The organism is Segatella paludivivens DSM 17968 = JCM 13650, assembly GCF_000373185.1.
GTDB classification, from domain to species: Bacteria; Bacteroidota; Bacteroidia; order Bacteroidales; family Bacteroidaceae; genus Prevotella; species Prevotella paludivivens.
Genome location: NZ_KB890651.1, coordinates 1 through 19,510, shown reverse-complemented (window position 1 = coordinate 19,510; position 19,510 = coordinate 1). Strand labels below are relative to the sequence as shown.

The window sequence follows — 19,510 nt, the reverse complement described above, 5'->3', positions numbered from 1 at the left end:
ATTATGAAAAATCAATCTTATAAAATACCATTGGCATTGATCTTTTGCCTTTTCTTCTTATGGGCGATAAGCAGTAACCTATTGCCTACAATGATAAGACAGTTGATGAAAACCTGTGAACTGAATCCTTTTCAAGCTTCATTTACAGAGAGCGCATATTGGCTGGCATACTTCATATTCCCAATACCAATAGCTATGTTTCTTAAACGTTATAGTTACAAGGCTGGTATTATCTTCGGTCTGTTGCTTGCTGCTTGTGGAGGCTTGCTATTCTTTCCTGCAGCGATATTGAAAGCATATTGGGCATACCTGTGTATATTTTTCGTTATAGCTACAGGAATGTGTTTCCTCGAAACAGCAGCAAACCCTTATGTTACAATATTGGGAAGCCCCGAAACAGCAGAACGCAGACTCAATCTAGCTCAGTCGTTTAATGGACTTGGAGCTTTCATTGCAGCTATGTTTCTTAGTAAGTTAGTTCTTTCAGGAGCAAACTATACAAGAGAAACACTTCCGGCTGCATATCAAGGTGGATGGGCAGGATACATCCAATCAGAAACGGATGCGATGAAACTACCCTACCTTATGCTCGCGATATTATTGATAATAGTTGCAGTAGTATTTATTTTCTACAAACTTCCTAAGATAGGTGATGAAAGTAAGAACAATGCAGAAGTAAAAGATGAGAAACTTATCGATTTCAGCGTATTGAAACATTCACATCTTCGTTGGGGAGTAATAGCTCAGTTCTTCTACAACGGAGGACAAACAGCCGTAAATAGCCTCTTCTTGGTCTACTGTTGTTCGTATGCAGGGATAGACGAAAAAACAGCTACAACATTCTTTGGTCTGTATATGCTATCGTTTTTGGCAGGCCGTTGGATTGGTACCGCACTGATGGTGAAGTTCCGCCCTCAAAATATGCTGCTTACATACGCAATAATCAATATAATATTATGCTGCGTTATTGTAACAACAGGAGGAATCGTTGGACTGTATTGTATGCTTGGAGTATCGTTCTTCATGTCTATCATGTATCCGACACAGTTTTCGTTGGCACTTAAAGGACTTGGTGATCAGACCAAAAGTGGCTCGGCGTTTCTGGTCATGGCAATCGTCGGTAATGCCTGCCTACCCCAGTTCACAGCCTATATCATGCACTGTAACGAACATATATATTACATCGCATATATCGTGCCGATGATATGTTTCGCCTTCTGTGCATATTACGGATGGAAAGGTTACAAAATAAAATCGTAAGATAAAAATAAATAGAAATTAAAGATTTAAATATATAAATTATGAAAGCAGTTCAAATAGTAAACCCTCATGAAATGAGAGTAGTAGATATCGACAAACCTGTATTAGGTGTCGGTGAGGTAATGGTTAAAATAGAGTATGTAGGTTTCTGCGGTTCAGATTTGAATACATTTTTAGGAAGAAACCCTATGGTAAATCTGCCCATTATCCCAGGTCATGAGGTAGGTGCCGTAATAGAAAAAATAGGCGAAGGAGTGCCCGAAGGTTTCACAAAAGGAATGAACGTAACGCTAAATCCATATACCAATTGTGGTAAATGCGCATCATGTAGAAATGGTCGTGTTAATGCTTGCGAACATAACGAGACACTAGGTGTACAGCGTAATGGAGTAATGTGCCAATATGCAGTATTGCCATGGCAGAAAATAATACCAGCCGAAGGAATATCAAGTCGCACATGTGCGCTTATCGAACCGATGAGTGTTGGATTTCATGCTGTTTCTCGTGCTCAGGTTATTGACAATGAGTTTGTTATGGTTGTAGGCTGTGGAATGGTCGGTCTAGGTGCTGTTATCCGTGCATCTCAGCGAGGTGCATCAGTGATCGCAGTAGACATAGATGATGAGAAACTTGCTTTGGCTAAAAGGATTGGAGCGGCATATACTGTTAATTCGATGACAGAAAATGTTCACGAACGGATACAGAGTATTACAGGCGGATTCGGCGTGGATGTAGTTATAGAGGCAGTAGGAAGTCCGGCTACATACGTTATGGCTATAGAAGAAGTAAGTTTTACGGGCAGAGTAACATACATTGGGTATAGCAAAACAGAAGTCAGTTTTCAAACCAAATTGTTTGTTCAGAAAGAACTTGATATTCGTGGTTCAAGAAATGCCCTTCCTGCTGATTTCCGTGCAGTGATAAATTACTTGAAAGCGGGTAATTGTCCTGTAGACGAACTTATATCAAACGAGACCGGCCCTGATGGAGCTTTTGATGCTATGAAAGAATGGGCTTCTAATCCAGGTAAAGTTTTCCGTATTCTCGTTAAATTCTAACAAAACTAAGATTTAAAAAATAGCCTTCAATCTGCATGATGTATGTCTGCAAAGATTGAAGGCAATTTTTATATCTAAAGGGTTACCACGATTAGCAAATCGGGCATAGCTCATTTATTTCAGATACTCATCATCACGTACTAAGACCTTCTCGATCTTGCCTACGTACATAGTGTGGAAGTCACGTAATGGATAACTCTCATCTATCGTGCTTTGATGCATAAATCCACTTTCTTGAAGTTCTGCTTTATATTGCTTCTTGCAGATAAGCACAAGTTTAGCCTCTGAAAAGTAAACTGATTCATTTGTATATACTGGAGTAAGACCAGCCTTTTCTATCTTATTCTCATTACGACCAGAAGCGCTACCCAAATATGCCATTTGTTTCTTGAATGATTTGTCCATTACGCAAAGTGTGAAATACTCTTCATTGTCAACAAATTCCTTTGTATAACGTGACGGGCGCAAATAAATAACTGCCGTCGGGTCATTGTGTCCCCAAAGACATCCGAGATGCCCCCAAGAGGCTGTCAATGTGTTACAACCAGACTGTTCGTTACCAGCAGTCACCAACATCCATTCGCCTCCAATAAGATTGAACGGATTGAACTTCATGTCCTTGTAGTTAATCTCTTTCATATTACTCCTTTGTATTTATTTATCTGCTACGTATTGTTCTATATCACGAATTTAAATATATAAACTCAGCATATAAAGAACTAAATAGCAGCTTTAAGTGATTTTCATTAAACTAAATAAAATATGTAAATAGCAGTGAATTGAAACCTAATTTTCAGATAGCAAAAGTTTATCAAGTTCCTGTTTAAGCTGGTTGCTATTTTTAAAAACAATGCCATTCATTCCCACAGTTTTGCAGCCTTCTATATTTTCAGGCTTATCATCTATGAATACACATTCGGCAGCCTCAACATGGAACTTATTCAGGAATGATTCATAAATATCCTTATTTGGTTTAAGCTGATGCACATCCTTAGAAATAAGACTATCTTCAATTAAATTAAAGATATCGAACTTATTAATCACATCATATACTCTACTCGACCAATTTGAAAGTCCAAGGATTCTGTAACCACGAGATTTAAGACTTAGTATCAAGTCTCTAATGCCCTCTGTCTCACAAGTAAAAACATCAATATAATGTTTATCAAAAATATCTAATGCTTCTGCATAATCAGGCCAAAGCCGCTGTTGCTGTTCAATATAATAACGGAAATTATGAAACTCAAGATCCATTTCATTATTGACACTATGTGGCAAAACATTGTCCATAAACCACTCTCCTTGTTCTCTAGAGCCTAATATATTAGCAAAGAAAGTAACAAAGTCGTATTGCACCAAGACACCACCGAAATCAAAAACTATATTTTTAATCATAAGATTCTATTTTTATTGCAAAGATAATCGAAACGATTGGGATTTCAAAGAAAAAGACATTTAATCATCTAATTGCAATATTAGCTATATAAATATTTAGAGATAAAAAATGGGAGTCGAGCTCCTTTATATTGCCCAACTCCCTTTTAGAATTATTGCGGTCATACTTCCGCTTGTTCTTACAAATCAACTGATGTTGAAATTTGCCGTCTCGCCTTTGCAATTCTTCGTTGCGAGAAATCATCCTGAGAATTTTTACAGGATCATTTGATTTTGTTAGTTTTGACTTTTTCATAATTAATCCCTTTATCAAACTGGCAACAAAGATACTCACTTTTCATGCATTTACAAACATTTTATCAAAAAAGTGAATTGTCGATTCCATAAATATCGAATTTATTCTTTGAAATTTCAATCAATTACACTATATTTGTACTTTAAATACAATGGCATTTAATTAACAACAAGCATATTTAGTTCCAACTTCTGTATATCATAAATGGTAAATTTAAGATTATGAAGTTGTGAAATCATTCATATAAAAGGGTTTAAAATAACATGAAGATACTAAGAAAAATAGCAATTACAATGTTGCTTTTCTCAACATTACAATCATCAGCTCAACAGATGATTAAAATGTCTGACGGGACAAGACTATATGTTGAAGTACGCGGAGAAGGCACTCCTTGCCTATACTTACATGGCGGACCAGGTTCAGGATCAGAATGGATGCAAAAGCTAGGGGGAGATATTCTAGAAAAACACTTCAAAATGATATACCTTGACCAACGAGGAGTCGGACGTTCTGAAAGTCCACGAGATAGCGATTATACCCTATCACGGCAAATTAAAGATTTTGACGAAGTAAGACAAGCCCTTAATATTAAATCATGGCTCGTCTTAGGGCATTCCTTTGGTGGAATATTGACAATGGCATATTGGGAAGCCCATAAAAATAATATTGATGGACTAATCTTCATGAACTGCACTCTGTCCATGGATGCAAGTTGTCGCGAGAGTTGGCTACCTAAAGCTATCAAGATAATTGGTAGTAAAGCTAATAAAATAGCACTAGATCCAAATGGTAAGACGATAGACAGAATGATGGCGGTTTTTCCATATCTGAATAATGACAATAGATGGCAAATTTTTACACCTCAGAAAAAGTACAATGACACTGTAAACTCAGCTACTGACTATTCTAAACACAATAGCGATGGCAGCAAAGTGATATTTATGAATGAATATTGGAGAGATTTCCGTCCACTCGCAAAAACAGTAAATAAGCCAGTATTATTTTTCTATGGAGAAAAGGATTATGCTATTGGTCCGAAATTCTACAAAGATGTTCATTTCCCTAATATGCTACGAGTCGGAGCAGACTGTGGACACTTCCCTTTTATAGAGGCTCCTAAAGCTCTTGACAATGCGCTAGAGAGATATGCGAAGATGCTTAAATAGTTTGAGTTACTTATATGAGCATATAAAGTGCAATTGCTAGACATACACATCTGATGAATATGCAGATAAATGAATACTAGATTATAGATTGCTGATAGATTGTCAGCTATCTGAAAATACTACTTTATTTCATTAGCCAGCAATTCATCGAGTGTTTTATATAACGGAATACCATATCTTTTACAGGTAATTCTAACGTTATCGTACCTATAGAATGTGCTATCGCACACTACAGCAATCTTTTTGGAATGTGCAAACAAGCCTAATTCTAATAATGAAATTGGAGACTTGCTTGTTCCTAGGATATTCATAATGATAAAGTCTGATTCTTCTAAATGGGATAACTCCCAGTTTACCTGATAATCCATTTCGCCAGCCTTGCTTCCGTTCCAATGTTCTTGCCTTGGATTATACAAGAGCCATCTTCCCCCCTTATTCTTAAAATACTCCATAAGATGCTGCTGCCAATTAACACTACTTCCCATATCAATCGTGCCGGCAAGAAATATCTTGCGAATACCTGTTGTATCACAAGATAACACCTCATGTGGATGATGCATTATTACCTGTCCATAACTTTGTGCAGGCATAACGAACGTCATTATAAATAAACAAAAAATATAATACTTTATTCTTTTCATAACACGATGAATTTATCTATCTGATAGCAATTATTTACTTTAACAATTTTGAGAAAAACATTATTCATCATAGATTTAACAGACACAATATATGTTTTTAAACATACCGAGCAACTATTTTATTTATAAATATGAAGATATATTTTTCAGAATGCAAAGGTAATTAAAAATATCGAATTGATAAAAATAACATATTCAAATTATACGGAAGATAATTCGTCATTGAATATAAAGGAAAGAACAAGAGTCTGTAAGCAGAATTACAAATTTTTAATTGGCATATTTTTGTTATATCGCAAGTTTTTCATTAATTTTGCACACGAAAAGTCAGAATTCACAATAACGTGTATCGCAATACATATCGAGTAAGTCCAGTTATGAACAAGAATTCAGACTACGTATATTTTATTAATGTTCATAACAAAAAGTAATGAAAACAAAACAAAAAATGTTGACCTCGACTATACTGTCGATGTCACTTCTAACTGTTATGGCAGGAGCCGCTATAGCCCCAGCCCTAGGTATCATCAAAGAGCATTTTGCGTCTTATCCGCAAATTCTGATACAATTAATTGTAAGCATTCCTGCTCTATTTATAATTATTACAAATTTATTTTTCTTAGAGATAAGCAAACATTTTCGAACTCGAAGCATTGCTATATGTGGGCTTCTGCTCTATGTTTTATCAGGCGTGGGTTGTTATTTTATTGACAACATCTATGCACTGCTAATAATGCGTTCATTTCTAGGAATAAGTGTTGGACTTATTATGCCTTTATCTACAGGTTTGCTAGCATATTATTTTCCTCCTGAATCTCAAGCACGCCTAATGGGGCTTGCTGCTGCCATGAATCAATTGGGCGGTGTAGTAGCAACATTATTAGCAGGCATACTCGCCAATATTAAATGGAACGATTCATTTCTTGTGTATATTTTAGGTATTGTAGCGCTGATTATGGTTATAATATGGCTGCCAAATGAGCAACTGGACTCTAAGAATAAGCGTGGCAGAAATTTTGAACCACGACAACTACTAAAGTTTCATCCTTCAGTTATAGGAATGCTTTTACTAATGATGATATTCTTTATTTTCCCGACCAACTTTGCGATAACAGCAAAGAAAGTGACAAGGCTAAGCACAACACAAGTAACAATGCTAATGGTGGGACTGGATGTAATTGCAACAATTGTAGGAATAATGTTCGGACAATTAATGAACATTTTTAGAAAACCTATGAAATACTTCTCTGCTATTTTCTTCCTTTTATCCTATGTATGCTTTATCACATCAAAAGGTTCAATAGAATTTCTTATCATCGGGTGTATACTTTCTGGGATTGCAAATGGTATAGGCGTTCCATATCTCAACACAATAGCCTCAATAAAAGGAGGAAGCAATTCTGCAACAACCGTGATGCCTTTGCTCTCAGCTTCACTATATCTTGGACAATTTATATCTCCAATAATTGTAACACCTATTGCTCAGACAATATTTGGCAAAAATGATATATTTGCTCCTTATAAGATTGGCGTTATCATTTGTATAATCTTTATATATCAGGTGTGGTCTACAAGGCATTTCCAAAGTTTACCACCCACAGAAAAAAATAGAATAAAACAATAACTGGATAAATAAAAATCAAAAGCCCCTCTACAAAATAACAAAAAAAAAGTATTGGGGCTTTTTTATAAGATAATAACTATCTATCTTATTCTTTTATAAGCGAAAGTCTGGCCATAAGATAACATACAGTTGACTCAGCACCTTGATTCAAATTTATATTATTCTTTTCAAGTCCGTCATAACATCCACCTGTAGCAGGATTATATATAATTTGATGAAGATGATTATTGCCCATAAACCAACTGAAAGCTACCTTTTGTTTTTGAATATATTCTTTATCTTGAAATTCATCATAGAATTTAGCTAAAGCAATTACAGTGCCAGCTACATCAACAGGCTGCTCACCATATTTATTGTTCTGCTCACCTTTATTCAGCCAATTATGATTTGAGATAACCTTGATTTCTCCATCAATAAATATTTTCTCTAACAAAAAGTCAAACGACTCTTTTGAAATATCTTTAAACTTCTGGTTTTGGGTCACATTATATGCACATAAAATGCTCTCTGGCAAAACAGCATTCTCGTATGTAAGATAAGGTTCAAACCATTTCCATCCATTACCTTTTGCAGAAATATATAACTCAGATAATTTGTTAGCAAGCATTTCTATCTTATCATATAAATCAGGAGAAGGCTTTTTCATAAAATAATAGTATAATCCTTTAATAGCAAATGCAATGCTCCTAGGAGATTTTATTCTACTAAGATTTGGAAATGTGAGTCTGATAGCTTTTTCTGCTGCCCAAATATATGATTTATGGATTCTGTTACCATGTAAAATAAAATATCCAAGAGCCCATATAGCACGTCCATTACTATCTTCAAGTAGCACGTCTTCATTTTGAGCAGTAAACTTACCATCTTTATCTACATAGTTTTTCAGTGTTCCGTCTTCTTGCTGGCAAAACGAAATGAAATTTAAATAACGCTCAATGTATTCACCGTATTTAGGATGCTCATCGCCCTCCTCTGCCATACAGACAGATATAAGTGCTCTTGCATTATCATCAAGAGTATATCCAGATTCTAAATCAGGTTGGTTTCCATTTGAGAATTGTATAATTCCTAACAATTGACTCATACTCAGAATATGATCTAAATTAATCTCTGGTAGCGAATATGTCAACCTTTTATCAGATTGCAGAATTTTCTCAAAAAGCAAAGTATAAGCTATGGCTGTATTTTCCCAAGCTGTGAATGCAGTTTTTTGCAATCCAGAAATACTCATTTGTGCACGAACCTTATCATCATTCAGTAGTATATTTGTAGACTTTGCTAACTGCAATGAATCATGGAAATTAAAAATGACTCCAGTATTATCACTCAAAAGTTCGAACGCATGAGGTATTGGTGTAGCAATAATTGGGCATCCACAACTAAGTGCATAAACAAAAGTTCCACTCACAGCCTGATTAGGATCAGAAGATGTAAACAAATATAAATCTGTCATCTGCAAATATTCAAGCAATATATTTGTATCAAGATATTTATTGATAAACTTTACATTGTTTGACAAATCAAGCTTCTTCACTTTTGCCTCAAGACTATCACGATAAACTTCTCCATATTTTTTAGCAAACGTAGGATGAGTCTCTCCTATAATTAAGAATAAAACAGATGGATGTTCCTTTATAATAGCAGGCAGAGCATCGAGGGTTGTCTCTATACTTTTACCAGGACTCAGCAATCCAAATGTAGATAGTATTTTACGCCCAGAGTATCCATATTTTTCTTTTAATACATCTTTACTAATTTGAGAAACCAAATGAGTTCCATGTGGAATGATGCTTATTTTACTGCTCTCAACATGATACTCTTTTTGCAAAATATCTGATGATGATTTTGTCATCACGATAACAGCCTGACAAGCATCTATCACATTACACAAATACTCTTGTGAGAAATCTTTTGAATTAGGCAATACAGTATGAAAAACAATAATAACAGGCTTCTTAATAGTTTGGATAAATTTCAAAAAAGCATCTTGGTTCTCAATATAAAGTCCGAACTCATGCTGAATGCAGATTAAATCAACATTGGTATCATTATTAATCCTTTTTGAAATTATATCAAAATCTTTCTTATCTGATGTGTTCAAAACATACTTTACTCTGTCGTCGTATGAATGATGTTCAAGGCTTGATTCTACAGCACACACATCAACAATATAATCGTCTTGAAATTTCTTATTTATAGCTTGTATTAAGTCGTAAGAAAAAGTAGCTATTCCGCATACTCGTGGAGGAAAAGTTGTAATACATAATACGTGTTTCATTTTGTATAATTTAGTAATTCATCAATTAAATCTCTTACAGGCACAGAAGCACATGCAATGCATTTATCTGCTGCCCCATAATATATATATAGCCTGTCTTCCCAGATTATAGCACCGGTAGGAAAGCAAACGCGATTAACAATACCTTTAGTCTCATAATCTTTTTCTGGCTTTAGCAAAGGGTATGGTAATCTTGCAATTTCTATAGATGGGTTGAATTTATTAAGCAAAGCCACACTTGCAGAATAAACATACCCGTCTGTTGTGTCATAAACACTGTGATAAATCATAAGCCAGCCTTCATCTACCTTTATTGGCGGACAACCAGCTCCGATATAGCTTGATTCATGATTATAATGAGGCTCAAAAAAGATATGCTTGTTAAACTTAGAATAGTATTCCTTCCAGAATGTAGGAGTAAGATCATCAATCTTATTGATAGCCATAAACTGAATGTCTGGCCTTATGCGATGAAGGAAGAAGAATTTTCCATTTATTTTGTGAGGAAACATAACTAAATCCTTGTCCAATAGATAAAGAGGCTTACCTGTATTTGTGGCTATTTCCCGTTGATTAAATAAACGAAAGTACTTGTTATGGTGAGGGTTATTGTCATTCTTGAGTAATTCTACAAATTTAGAATAAGAAATCTTAGCTGTAATTATTCCTGAACGTGTAAAATGCTTTAAGTCTTTTGAAGTAGCAAGCGCTCCGACAGTATTATCACCATCATAAGCAGTGTATGTCATATAATATGTATCCTCAATTTTAACTATTCTAGGATCCTCAATACCATGACTTTCATAATCAAGACTTGGAAATAATATAGGTTTTTTTGCCCTATATACTACTTTCAAAGGATTTTCAAGCCTGCAATAGCCTATTGACGAAATATTGCCGGTTTTTACTGCTCTGTAAAACATGTGTATCTCACCATTTGCAACAATTACAGCTGGATTAATCACACTTTCATTTTCAAAGTCTAAATTGGTTGTTTCAAGAATAACACCTTCTCTTTTTACTACTATCATTAGTTTTTCTTTATTGTAGTCCTGGTGAAGCTATCCCCTGGTCTATCTTTCTCAATCTGATAATCACTTTTAACCTTTATCTTATCTGTCTGAGGTTTTTTCCTAATTTCTCTAGTACCTTTATCCTTCATAATCTTAAATTTAAAATGTTAAATACTTGTCTATAAAATATATAGACATATTGATTTCTTGTAAATATAGTCAAAATATTCTAGAAAGACGAGAAAAACATCATTAATTTCAATTTAAAACTCTCAAATTACACTTTTGGTGTTTATAAATACATTATTTAACCGATATGCCTCATTTTCAATAAGATACAGCGATACTAAACCATAGAGTCATTTATCGAACACAATGAAATAAAACTTAAATGATTATCGGCATGTTATACTTTTTATTACGAAACCATAAAGTGCATATAAAATGATATTATTATAAATATAAAAAATCAGAGTTTGATATGACGAGAAAAACTACACATTAAAAATTCAATCTACATCTTGCTAATTGATGTTTTTTTACTAACTTTGCAACAAGAGCCAATTTTATAAACTTCAACATTGAAGAATAAATTGAGGATAAATTCAAAATGGAATAGTTATGATTAAAATGTATGTAATGAAAACCTGTCCATATTGTGAATATGTTGAGAAGCAGGTTAAGGGAAATAATCAATTCGAGATTATTGATATTAGCACACATGTAAAGAAGCTGAAGGAGTTTTTGGATCTAAGAGACAAAAATCCCGCTTTCGATGAAGCCAAAAAGATTGGTGATGTAGGTATTCCTTGCTATGTTAAGGAAGATGGAACTGTTACATTATCTTCTGCTGAAGTTGGATTAGAACCAATGCCTGAAGGACCGACATGCAATATTGACGGAACAGGATGCTAAAATAGAGTTGGATCTGCGAGATGAGATATGAAGATGCATGGATGTGGCAAGACCAAATAACATCAACAGTCAACGCTTTAGGTTATACTATTTGGGATTTAAAATATGACCGTGAAGCTGATTACTTTTATTTGGAACTGAACGAACGATTGACAGACGACAATGCATCTGATCTATGTTCACAGATGTCATTATTTACTGATTATAAAGGAATTGGATCTAATGGTTCATGTTTTTTTATATATGCATAAACAACAATGAAGACACAAGAACTTGATTTATTTCCAATAGATAATCAGCAAGAATGTCCCAGTAGTGAAGTTAAAAACACACTTGATTTCGACAATATCTTTGACAGACTCTCCCACTCTAAGTTTCGCAGCAGTTTCTATCTTAACAACAAAGATAAGGACTATATTGCAAAAAGAGATTGGGATACAATTCGCAAAAATACAGCAGACATAATATCAAAGCGTCTTGCACCTGCCAATATTCCAAATGATGGCAGGCAAACACCTATGCGTCATGGAATATTTCCACCTTTCATTGCACAACATGCGACAGGATGCTGTTGCCGTGGATGCTTTGAGAAATGGCATAACATTCCTAAAGGCAGACAATTATCTGAAGATGAGCAGCAATATGCTGTAGACATTATTATGGAATGGCTTAAAAGGCATGTGTGAGAATTAATCTTATTTGTATATCCATTTTACTATTATTAGCACATATTATCATTAAGTATTAACTAAATTCTTGCTAACATAACAAGCTAAATCAAATAAATAAAAATGTATTGTTAGTAATTATTTATTAGAACTGAAAATGTAATATACATTAATAAGATTAAAATTCTGATAAAAAGAAGCTACTAAATTAATGATAATATAACTTATAACTATAATTTCTTTGCTAATTAAGTAGAAGTCATTACTTTTGTAAGAACAATAATACGAATAAAATGATTAGAAATTCATCCTTTCCTAAAATGACAAAGAGAGAAATAAAGGATTTTCGCTCTAACATTTGTGATGTTATAACTGGGAATATGTCTAAAGAAGATGTAGTGCGCTTTAAAAAACAAAGTGAGCAGGTTGATGCTACGTATGAAGAATTTTTAAAATCAAACAATGGGAAAAATCCAATTCTCGGCATCTGATTTAGATATAACAAAATTGAATGAAGACGACAAAGATGATTTGTCGTCTTTTTCTTGTGGTAAAAAGGACTGCTATAATGAACTTAACGCTTTCTTTCAATCGCCAGAACTAATCAATTTTACTAGAGTCATAACTTTTCTAATTTATCTAACTCTGATTTTAGTTGTGATACACGAAGAATGTATCTATTATTAGAATGCGTGAATAAACTACAAAATGATGACGAAACAGTATAAGTTCAAAATACTTAATTTTACTTGAATTTATCAGAAACATTATTTATATTTGCAAAATAATTATGCTTAATAGCAGTAATATAGAATACCATGAAAAGAATTATTTTAGCATCAATAGCAATTATGACTGCATTGGGACTTTCTGCCAAATCAGCCAATCCTATCAGGCTCAATCAAGTAGGCTACCTACCACAAGAAGAGAAATACGTGGTTATAGACCAAATTGATCCGCAGAACAAGCTTATAATAAAAAACGAAAAAGGTAATGTTGTTTGCAGGCCAAAAGTTGTCCGCATTGCAAAATCAAGCATGTCTGGTAAGATTAGATATATTGTGGACCTTAGCGAAATAAAGACTCCTGGTAGATACACAATTAAGTTAGATAAATACAAATCATCATTCAATATATCAGAAAAGGCTTTTCACTGTTTAGCTACAAGTTCGCTAAAAGCTTTCTATCTAATACGCTCTGGCATAGACATATCTAGAAAATATGCGGGTAAATATGCTCGTCATTGCGGTCATCCAGACACGACAGTGATAGTGCATCCATCAGCTGCCTCAGCTGCAAGACCTTCAGGAACAATCATTTCATCACCCTATGGTTGGTATGATGCTGGCGATTACAATAAATACACTGTAAACTCAGCATATTCAATAGGACTAATGCTTGATGTATATGAGCAAAATCAAAATTATTTTGCAAAGCTAAATACAAAAATACCTGAGAGTAAGAACTCGACTCCCGACATTCTTGACGAAATGATGTTTAATCTGAAGTGGCTTCTAACTATGCAAGATCCATCAGACGGCGGTGTATATCATAAACTTACAACACCTCACTTCGAGAATTTTATAATGCCCGACAAATGCCACCAACCACGATATGTTGTAGCAAAAAGCGTAACAGGAACATTGGACTTTGCAGCATGTATGGCTCAAGCTGCACGACTATTACAAGGAAACAAAGACTATCCTGAGTTTTCATCAAAAGCTCGCGAAGCTTCAATAAAGGCTTATGAGTGGGCTAAGAAAAATCCAAATGCTTTTTATAAGCAAATCGATATTAACATGAATTTCAAGCCCAGCATAACTACAGGTGAATATGGAGATTTTCGCAGTAATGATGAAATATTCTGGGCAGCAACAGAATTATACAGACTCACAGGTATGTCACAATATAAAGAAGATGCTGAGAAGATGATGCCATCGTTTTTCATGAATTCATCATGGGGCATGGTGAGCGAACTTGGACTTTTTTCATGGATATCAAGCAATGATTCTGAAATGCGTACCAAGTCACTTAACATACTAAAAAAATATTGCGACAATCTACTTGATAATGTTGATAAATCAGATTTTCAATCGCCATATGGAAGTAGAAAATTTGATTTTGGTTGGGGATGTCTTGGAGGTAGTTGCTGCTTTCCTGCAATAGCTATGCTTTATGCCGACAAATATATTGCTCCTGGAAAATACAAAAAATACGCTATAGAAAATATTGACTATTTACTTGGTCGCAATGCGACAGGATATTGCTACGTAACAGGATTCGGATACCTTAGCCCGATGCATCCTCATCACCGTATTTCAGCATCTGACGGAATAGAAGCTCCTATTCCGGGACTACTTGTCGGAGGTCCAAACCCAGCGCAACAAGACAAGGCTGACAAAAATCTAATATATCCTTCAGATATTCCCGACGAATCGTATCTGGACCAGACAGAATCTTATGCTTCTAACGAGATAGCAATTAACTGGAATGCGGCTCTTGTAGGGATATCATGTTGGCTGGACGCTACAACTTACAAATAAATGATAAAATAATATATGAACAACAGTATCAATCTACGTGAGAATCTATCAGGCAGACTCCAAATGAATACAATACACGAAATATGCCTCCTCGCAAATGATGATAATAGAATTAAAGAAGGAATCTACATTCTTGCAATGGGAAAAGATGAACGCATTGCCTATAATGCGCTATGGATATTATCTCATTTTGATTCTGTCGCAACTAAATGGCTATATCAGAAACAAGATGAAATAATAGATCATGCAATAAACGAAAGTCACGTTGGAAAACGACGTCTTCTATTATCACTTTTAAACCAACAGCCTTTTCTTGAAGATTCGTTAAGGACTGATTTTATTGATTTCTGTATTTCAAAGATTCCATCAGCAGTAGAGCCATACGCAATAAGGGCACTTTGCATGAAACTAGCATACGAACAATGTAAATTCTACCCTGAACTATTGGCGGAACTCAACACTTGTCTTGACATGCTTTCGCAAGAACCACTCTCTCCGGCTTTAAAATCAACACGAAAGAATGTCATAAAGAAAATAATACGTAAATGCCCATCTCTGGCAAAATAATGATAATATTTAGCAATATAAATACAACAAAAACAACCATGAATAAAGTGATTCTATCATGTGCAATATGGCTTCTAACTTCAGCCTTTGCATCAGCGCAATCTCCCACAATAGCCGACCTTAAACCTGACACAATAAAAGTTACTACAGGATATTCTATGAAATTTCATTCTGCGATTCTTAATGAAGACCGCATGATTATGGTTTCTGTTCCTGAAGGATATGCTACTTCAAATAAGAAATATCCAGTGGTTTACATACTAGACGCTCAATGGAATTTTAACCACGCTTCACAAAATCTTGCATGGCTGTCTAGCCCAGATAATAAAGTTATTCCACAATCAATTGTCGTTGGTATAAGTTCGGGAGGAGACGAGCGTGAACACAATCTAACACCTACTATTGGTTCAGGAAATGGTGGAGGAGCTGACAGTTTATACATGTTTATTAAAAAAGAAGTGATACCATTTGTAGAACAAAACTATCGCACGTACAATTATAGAATACTTGGTGGTGCATCTTATGGTGGACTATTCGTGATGAATGCATTCGTAAAAGACCCTTTATATTTTAATGGCTACATAGCAATGAGTCCTAGTATGTGGTGGGATAATCAGATTGCTTTGCAAAACACAGAAAAGCTGCTTTCTAAATCGACACAGCTCCCCACTCGCCTGTTCATTACATTGGCAAATGAGGGAGAGTCAATGGGAGTTGATTCGCTGGCATCATTGCTAAAAAAGTATTCAACCAAACAACTTGTATGGAGATATGACAAGCATCCTGACGAAATACACAACACTATTAATTATAAGGGAATTTGGGATGGCGTGAAATTTATATTTAGCAACTGGTCTTATCCTTTAGTAGACTTCGCCTCTGCAGAAAAACCTTTCACAGTCCCATCAAAAGATAAAATAGTAGCGAATCCAAAGATAGCAAAAGTACCAACTGCAAATTTGATTAACTATAGTGGACTATACCAAGATTCGTATGGAAGATTAATTTCAATAGAGAAGTTACAAAATTCTCTTGTTATCTCATGTGATAGTTTGCCTTCATTTACCGTATATCCGGAGTCTAAAAACAAATTCTTTATTAAAACAGAGACGGCTCTTAATGATATGCATCTAAAGAACGTACTCATTCAGTTTGAATTTTCTCCTAAAGATTCACTTACTATGTGTGCAAATGACATAACATATTTCGGTGCTAAGAAAGTGATTTCTTCACCATTAATATCGCTTTCAGAACAGTCTAAGAAAGAATATGTTGGCAACTATATAGCATCTATTCCTAGTAACAACTTTAAAATTTCGATAATTAACAACTCGCTTATGATATCAACAGGCATGGCAACATCAAAAATGTATGCTATAGCAACAAATAAATTTTTCATAAAGATTAGCGGTTTAAATCTTGAAATTACATTCACGAAAGACGATTCTGGTAAAATAGCCAAAGTATACATATCAAAAGATGGCGAGATGCTTATGACTGCCAACAAATCAAACTAACGATTGTTGATAGTCTGAAAAAAGTATTTAAATACCAAGTAGACTATTTCAAATACATTTTGTAACTTTGTAATCAAAAAAATATGGCAAGCAGAATTAAAATCAAGACAACAGAGGGGGACATCATTGTTCGCCTTTACGACGAGACACCTCTTCACAGAGATAACTTCATCAAATTAGCTAGCGAAGGATTTTATGACGGAACATTGTTTCATCGTGTAATAAAAGACTTCATGATTCAAGGTGGTGACCCTGATAGTAAAGGTGCACCAGCCGGAAAGAATCTAGGTGCAGGTGGACCAGATTATACTATTCCAGCAGAATTTGTATACCCACAACTCTACCATAAGCGTGGAGCATTAAGTGCAGCACGCCTAGGAGACGAAGTGAATCCTAACCGCGAAAGCAGTGGTAGTCAGTTTTATATTGTATGGGGTGATACTGTCAAGTCACAGGAACTAAAACAGCTTGAACGCCAAATGGCTATGCAACAAGAACAAACTGTTTTCAATCAAATTACTCAAGAACATAAAGCAGAGTTAATGGATTTGCGTCGCAACAAAGACCGTGCTGGACTCCAGGCATTACAAGAAAAACTTGTTGCTGACGCAAAGGCAAAATGCAAGGAAATTGGTATTCCAAAATTTACAGCCGAACAAGTAGAAACATACACCACAATTGGCGGAACACCATATCTTGACAACCAATACACTGTATTTGGAGAGGTTGAAAGCGGACTTGATATTGTTGAAAAAATACAGAATTGTGAAACATCTCGCAATGATCGTCCAAAGACAGACATAAGTATGACTGTCGAGATTATTTAAATAAAAAAATATTCTCACATCATTTTAAGAAATATATTTAAATGATGTGAGATTATATATCTTTTAATTTCGTAGTACACCAAGATTCTATTGATCATTTTTAATAAATAGTTTATATGCTAAAAAAACATTTAATTGATTATAAGCAATTTGGGGCAGTTATTAAAAATTATAAAATATGAAATACTTTAAAGCATTTCTTGTTTGGCTGATTATTGTGCCAATAGCAATACTAAATGGTGGATTAAGAGAATACGTTCTATCCGGATTAGGAGCTATAGCAATGCCACTTAGTGGAATTATACTAAGTGTCTGTATATTTATTATAGCCTATTTATTAATACCAAAGATTAAAAATTGTAACAAACTAGATTATATCATTTTTGGAATAATTTGGTTTATTCTTACAAATCTATTTGATTATATCATGATTATTAAATCTGGGAAGGGAATATCACAGTTAATAAGTCAATATGATTTTACAAATGGAAATCTATGGACACTAGTAGTAATTTCTACATTAACAGCACCGTGGTGCTCTTATTTGATTATGAGTAGAAAAAACTAACATGATGATTTGTATATAGCTAAACAGAGATGAATTTAGTCTCTTCATCTCTTGAGAAATAATACAAAGTTTTCATTTAAAAAATCTATTCCAGCTAAAAGACAACTCTATTAGAAAAAGTTTTTTTTAATGCCACCAATGTCATAATGTCACAGCCCCTTTGTTTATAAGGGATGAGCGAGTGACATTATCGGTGTAAAAGTGGCTAGAATGAATTTGAAGTATGCATATATATATATTCAAACTAAGTAAATAAACTATTACCTAAATTTCCACAACTTTTGGGTAATTAGATTACATCTATGCGTATGCAATTCAATTACATTAGTACGTGTGCAATCCGATTACACAACGTGTGTAACTCGATTACACAACGTGAACAACACGATTACACACGTTGTGTAATTGAATTGCCTAACGTGAAAAAAGGTATTACTTCGCGCAGGTAAAAAATAATTATCAAGATTACGACAATAATAAGATTAATGGCAATTACCACTATTTTTATAGTTATGTTCTAGAATAATGACTAAACACATAACGAAGTATAGTGCACATAATAAAGTGTAGAGACCATTATTAACGAAAATGTGTCTGTACTTATGCTGCATATTTGGCAAAAAATCGCCAAAAGCAGGTGCTATTTGCAGTTTAATGCCAATTTTAAGCCGATAATGTCACTTAATGTCACTCGCTCATCCCTTATAAACAAAGGGTTTGTGACAAAGTGACATTAGTGACATTCAAAAAACTTTTTTCTGGTAGCGTTGTCTTTAGCCGGATAAGGTTTTGTTATTGAATAAGTGGTTCTTCTCTAATTTAGTTGAATTTAAGCTTTAAAATAAGTCCTATATATTTTACTTGTAATTTATATGTAATTAACTATAAATCAGATAATTACATCGTTATATATTATGATGTTTGACAAATATTTTGTATATTTATATCGCTAAACGTAAATAACGAAATAATGTCAGAACATCCTAATGCCCACAAAGTTACAACAAATAATCAAGAAACATTGCATGGATATATGTCAAAGATTAATTCTTCTGTAGGTCTTAAGAATATTATATCCATACCAGAATTGAAGATTCTCTATATCTGCCATGAAGGTGACAATATAGAAATACACGCATCCGCTTCAAGGAAAACAGCATCTTGTCCATATTGCG

General features: G+C 34.3%; 20 protein-coding genes. 14 read left to right on the top strand and 6 right to left on the bottom strand.

Annotated elements, in window-relative coordinates; genetic code table 11:
* Positions 1-3 precede the first annotated feature (3 nt).
* Together fucP and B045_RS0109235 are read left to right on the top strand one after the other, a co-directional pair.
* Positions 4-1,260, top strand: a complete 1,257-nt coding sequence (gene fucP / locus B045_RS0109240) for an L-fucose:H+ symporter permease (RefSeq protein WP_025884287.1) — start codon at positions 4-6, stop codon at positions 1,258-1,260.
* Positions 1,261-1,301: 41 nt separating this feature from the next.
* Positions 1,302-2,318: a zinc-binding alcohol dehydrogenase family protein gene (locus tag B045_RS0109235; RefSeq protein WP_018463987.1), complete on the top strand. Its 1,017-nt coding sequence runs from the start codon at positions 1,302-1,304 to the stop codon at positions 2,316-2,318.
* A gap of 114 nt (positions 2,319-2,432) precedes the next feature.
* Here the strand turns inward: B045_RS0109235 and B045_RS0109230 are convergent, their stop codons facing one another.
* Together B045_RS0109230 and B045_RS0109225 are read right to left on the bottom strand one after the other, a co-directional pair.
* Positions 2,433-2,957, bottom strand: a complete 525-nt coding sequence (locus B045_RS0109230) for a flavin reductase family protein (RefSeq protein ID WP_018463986.1) — start codon at positions 2,955-2,957, stop codon at positions 2,433-2,435.
* 147 nt (positions 2,958-3,104) lie between these two features.
* Entirely contained in the window at positions 3,105-3,713 is a 609-nt protein-coding gene (locus B045_RS0109225; protein ID WP_018463985.1) for an HAD-IA family hydrolase, read from the bottom strand.
* 558 nt (positions 3,714-4,271) lie between these two features.
* On the opposite strand from B045_RS0109225, the gene B045_RS0109215 reads away from it, so the two are divergent.
* Positions 4,272-5,174: an alpha/beta fold hydrolase gene (locus B045_RS0109215; RefSeq protein WP_018463983.1), complete on the top strand. Its 903-nt coding sequence runs from the start codon at positions 4,272-4,274 to the stop codon at positions 5,172-5,174.
* Positions 5,175-5,293: 119 nt separating this feature from the next.
* Here the strand turns inward: B045_RS0109215 and B045_RS0109210 are convergent, their stop codons facing one another.
* Positions 5,294-5,776, bottom strand: a complete 483-nt coding sequence (locus B045_RS0109210; RefSeq protein WP_018463982.1) for a nucleoside 2-deoxyribosyltransferase domain-containing protein — start codon at positions 5,774-5,776, stop codon at positions 5,294-5,296.
* A 469-nt stretch (positions 5,777-6,245) separates the two neighbouring features.
* Between B045_RS0109210 and B045_RS0109205 the strand changes: the two genes are divergently transcribed.
* Positions 6,246-7,439 (top strand): MFS transporter, encoded by a 1,194-nt coding sequence (locus B045_RS0109205; protein ID WP_018463981.1) that lies wholly within the window; start codon positions 6,246-6,248, stop codon positions 7,437-7,439.
* Between the two features lie 85 nt (positions 7,440-7,524).
* Here B045_RS0109205 and B045_RS0109200 read toward each other — a convergent pair whose 3' ends face one another.
* Genes B045_RS0109200 through B045_RS15800 form a run of 3 tightly spaced genes read right to left on the bottom strand, consistent with a single transcriptional unit; the run spans position 7,525 to position 10,879 of the window.
* A complete protein-coding gene (locus tag B045_RS0109200; protein ID WP_018463980.1) occupies positions 7,525-9,717 on the bottom strand; it encodes a glycosyltransferase in 2,193 nt (730 codons plus the stop codon).
* Complete coding sequence (locus tag B045_RS0109195) at positions 9,714-10,748, bottom strand: glycoside hydrolase family 130 protein (protein WP_018463979.1); 1,035 nt, start codon at positions 10,746-10,748, stop codon at positions 9,714-9,716. The genes B045_RS0109200 and B045_RS0109195 overlap by 4 nt, the downstream gene beginning before the upstream one ends.
* Positions 10,748-10,879 (bottom strand): hypothetical protein, encoded by a 132-nt coding sequence (locus B045_RS15800; protein WP_018463978.1) that lies wholly within the window; start codon positions 10,877-10,879, stop codon positions 10,748-10,750. Before B045_RS15800 ends, B045_RS0109195 begins: the two co-directional genes overlap by 1 nt.
* A gap of 472 nt (positions 10,880-11,351) precedes the next feature.
* On the opposite strand from B045_RS15800, the gene B045_RS0109185 reads away from it, so the two are divergent.
* The 10 genes from B045_RS0109185 to B045_RS14485 form a co-directional block, all read left to right on the top strand.
* On the top strand, positions 11,352-11,645 hold the full coding sequence (locus B045_RS0109185; protein WP_025884294.1) for a glutaredoxin: 294 nt from the start codon (positions 11,352-11,354) through the stop codon (positions 11,643-11,645).
* 20 nt (positions 11,646-11,665) lie between these two features.
* Positions 11,666-11,896 carry a hypothetical protein gene (locus B045_RS0109180; protein ID WP_018463976.1) on the top strand — a complete coding sequence of 77 codons (231 nt, stop codon included), beginning with the start codon at positions 11,666-11,668 and terminating at the stop codon, positions 11,894-11,896.
* Between the two features lie 6 nt (positions 11,897-11,902).
* Positions 11,903-12,331 carry a DUF4186 domain-containing protein gene (locus tag B045_RS0109175; RefSeq protein WP_018463975.1) on the top strand — a complete coding sequence of 143 codons (429 nt, stop codon included), beginning with the start codon at positions 11,903-11,905 and terminating at the stop codon, positions 12,329-12,331.
* 275 nt (positions 12,332-12,606) lie between these two features.
* Positions 12,607-12,804, top strand: a complete 198-nt coding sequence (locus B045_RS0109170) for a hypothetical protein (protein ID WP_018463974.1) — start codon at positions 12,607-12,609, stop codon at positions 12,802-12,804.
* A gap of 327 nt (positions 12,805-13,131) precedes the next feature.
* Positions 13,132-14,856, top strand: coding sequence for a glycoside hydrolase family 9 protein (locus tag B045_RS0109165; RefSeq protein WP_025884295.1), 1,725 nt, complete (start codon positions 13,132-13,134; stop codon positions 14,854-14,856).
* Positions 14,857-14,871: 15 nt separating this feature from the next.
* On the top strand, positions 14,872-15,423 hold the full coding sequence (locus B045_RS0109160; RefSeq protein ID WP_018463972.1) for a hypothetical protein: 552 nt from the start codon (positions 14,872-14,874) through the stop codon (positions 15,421-15,423).
* A 38-nt stretch (positions 15,424-15,461) separates the two neighbouring features.
* Entirely contained in the window at positions 15,462-16,940 is a 1,479-nt protein-coding gene (locus B045_RS0109155) for an alpha/beta hydrolase (protein WP_169400982.1), read from the top strand.
* Between the two features lie 83 nt (positions 16,941-17,023).
* The gene (locus tag B045_RS0109150; protein ID WP_018463970.1) at positions 17,024-17,767 is read left to right on the top strand and encodes a peptidylprolyl isomerase; all 744 of its coding nucleotides are present in this window, start codon (positions 17,024-17,026) and stop codon (positions 17,765-17,767) included.
* Between the two features lie 178 nt (positions 17,768-17,945).
* Positions 17,946-18,335, top strand: coding sequence for a hypothetical protein (locus B045_RS0109145; protein ID WP_018463969.1), 390 nt, complete (start codon positions 17,946-17,948; stop codon positions 18,333-18,335).
* Positions 18,336-19,305: 970 nt separating this feature from the next.
* On the top strand, positions 19,306-19,510 hold a 205-nt coding region (locus tag B045_RS14485), incomplete at its 3' end, for a hypothetical protein (RefSeq protein WP_044067723.1).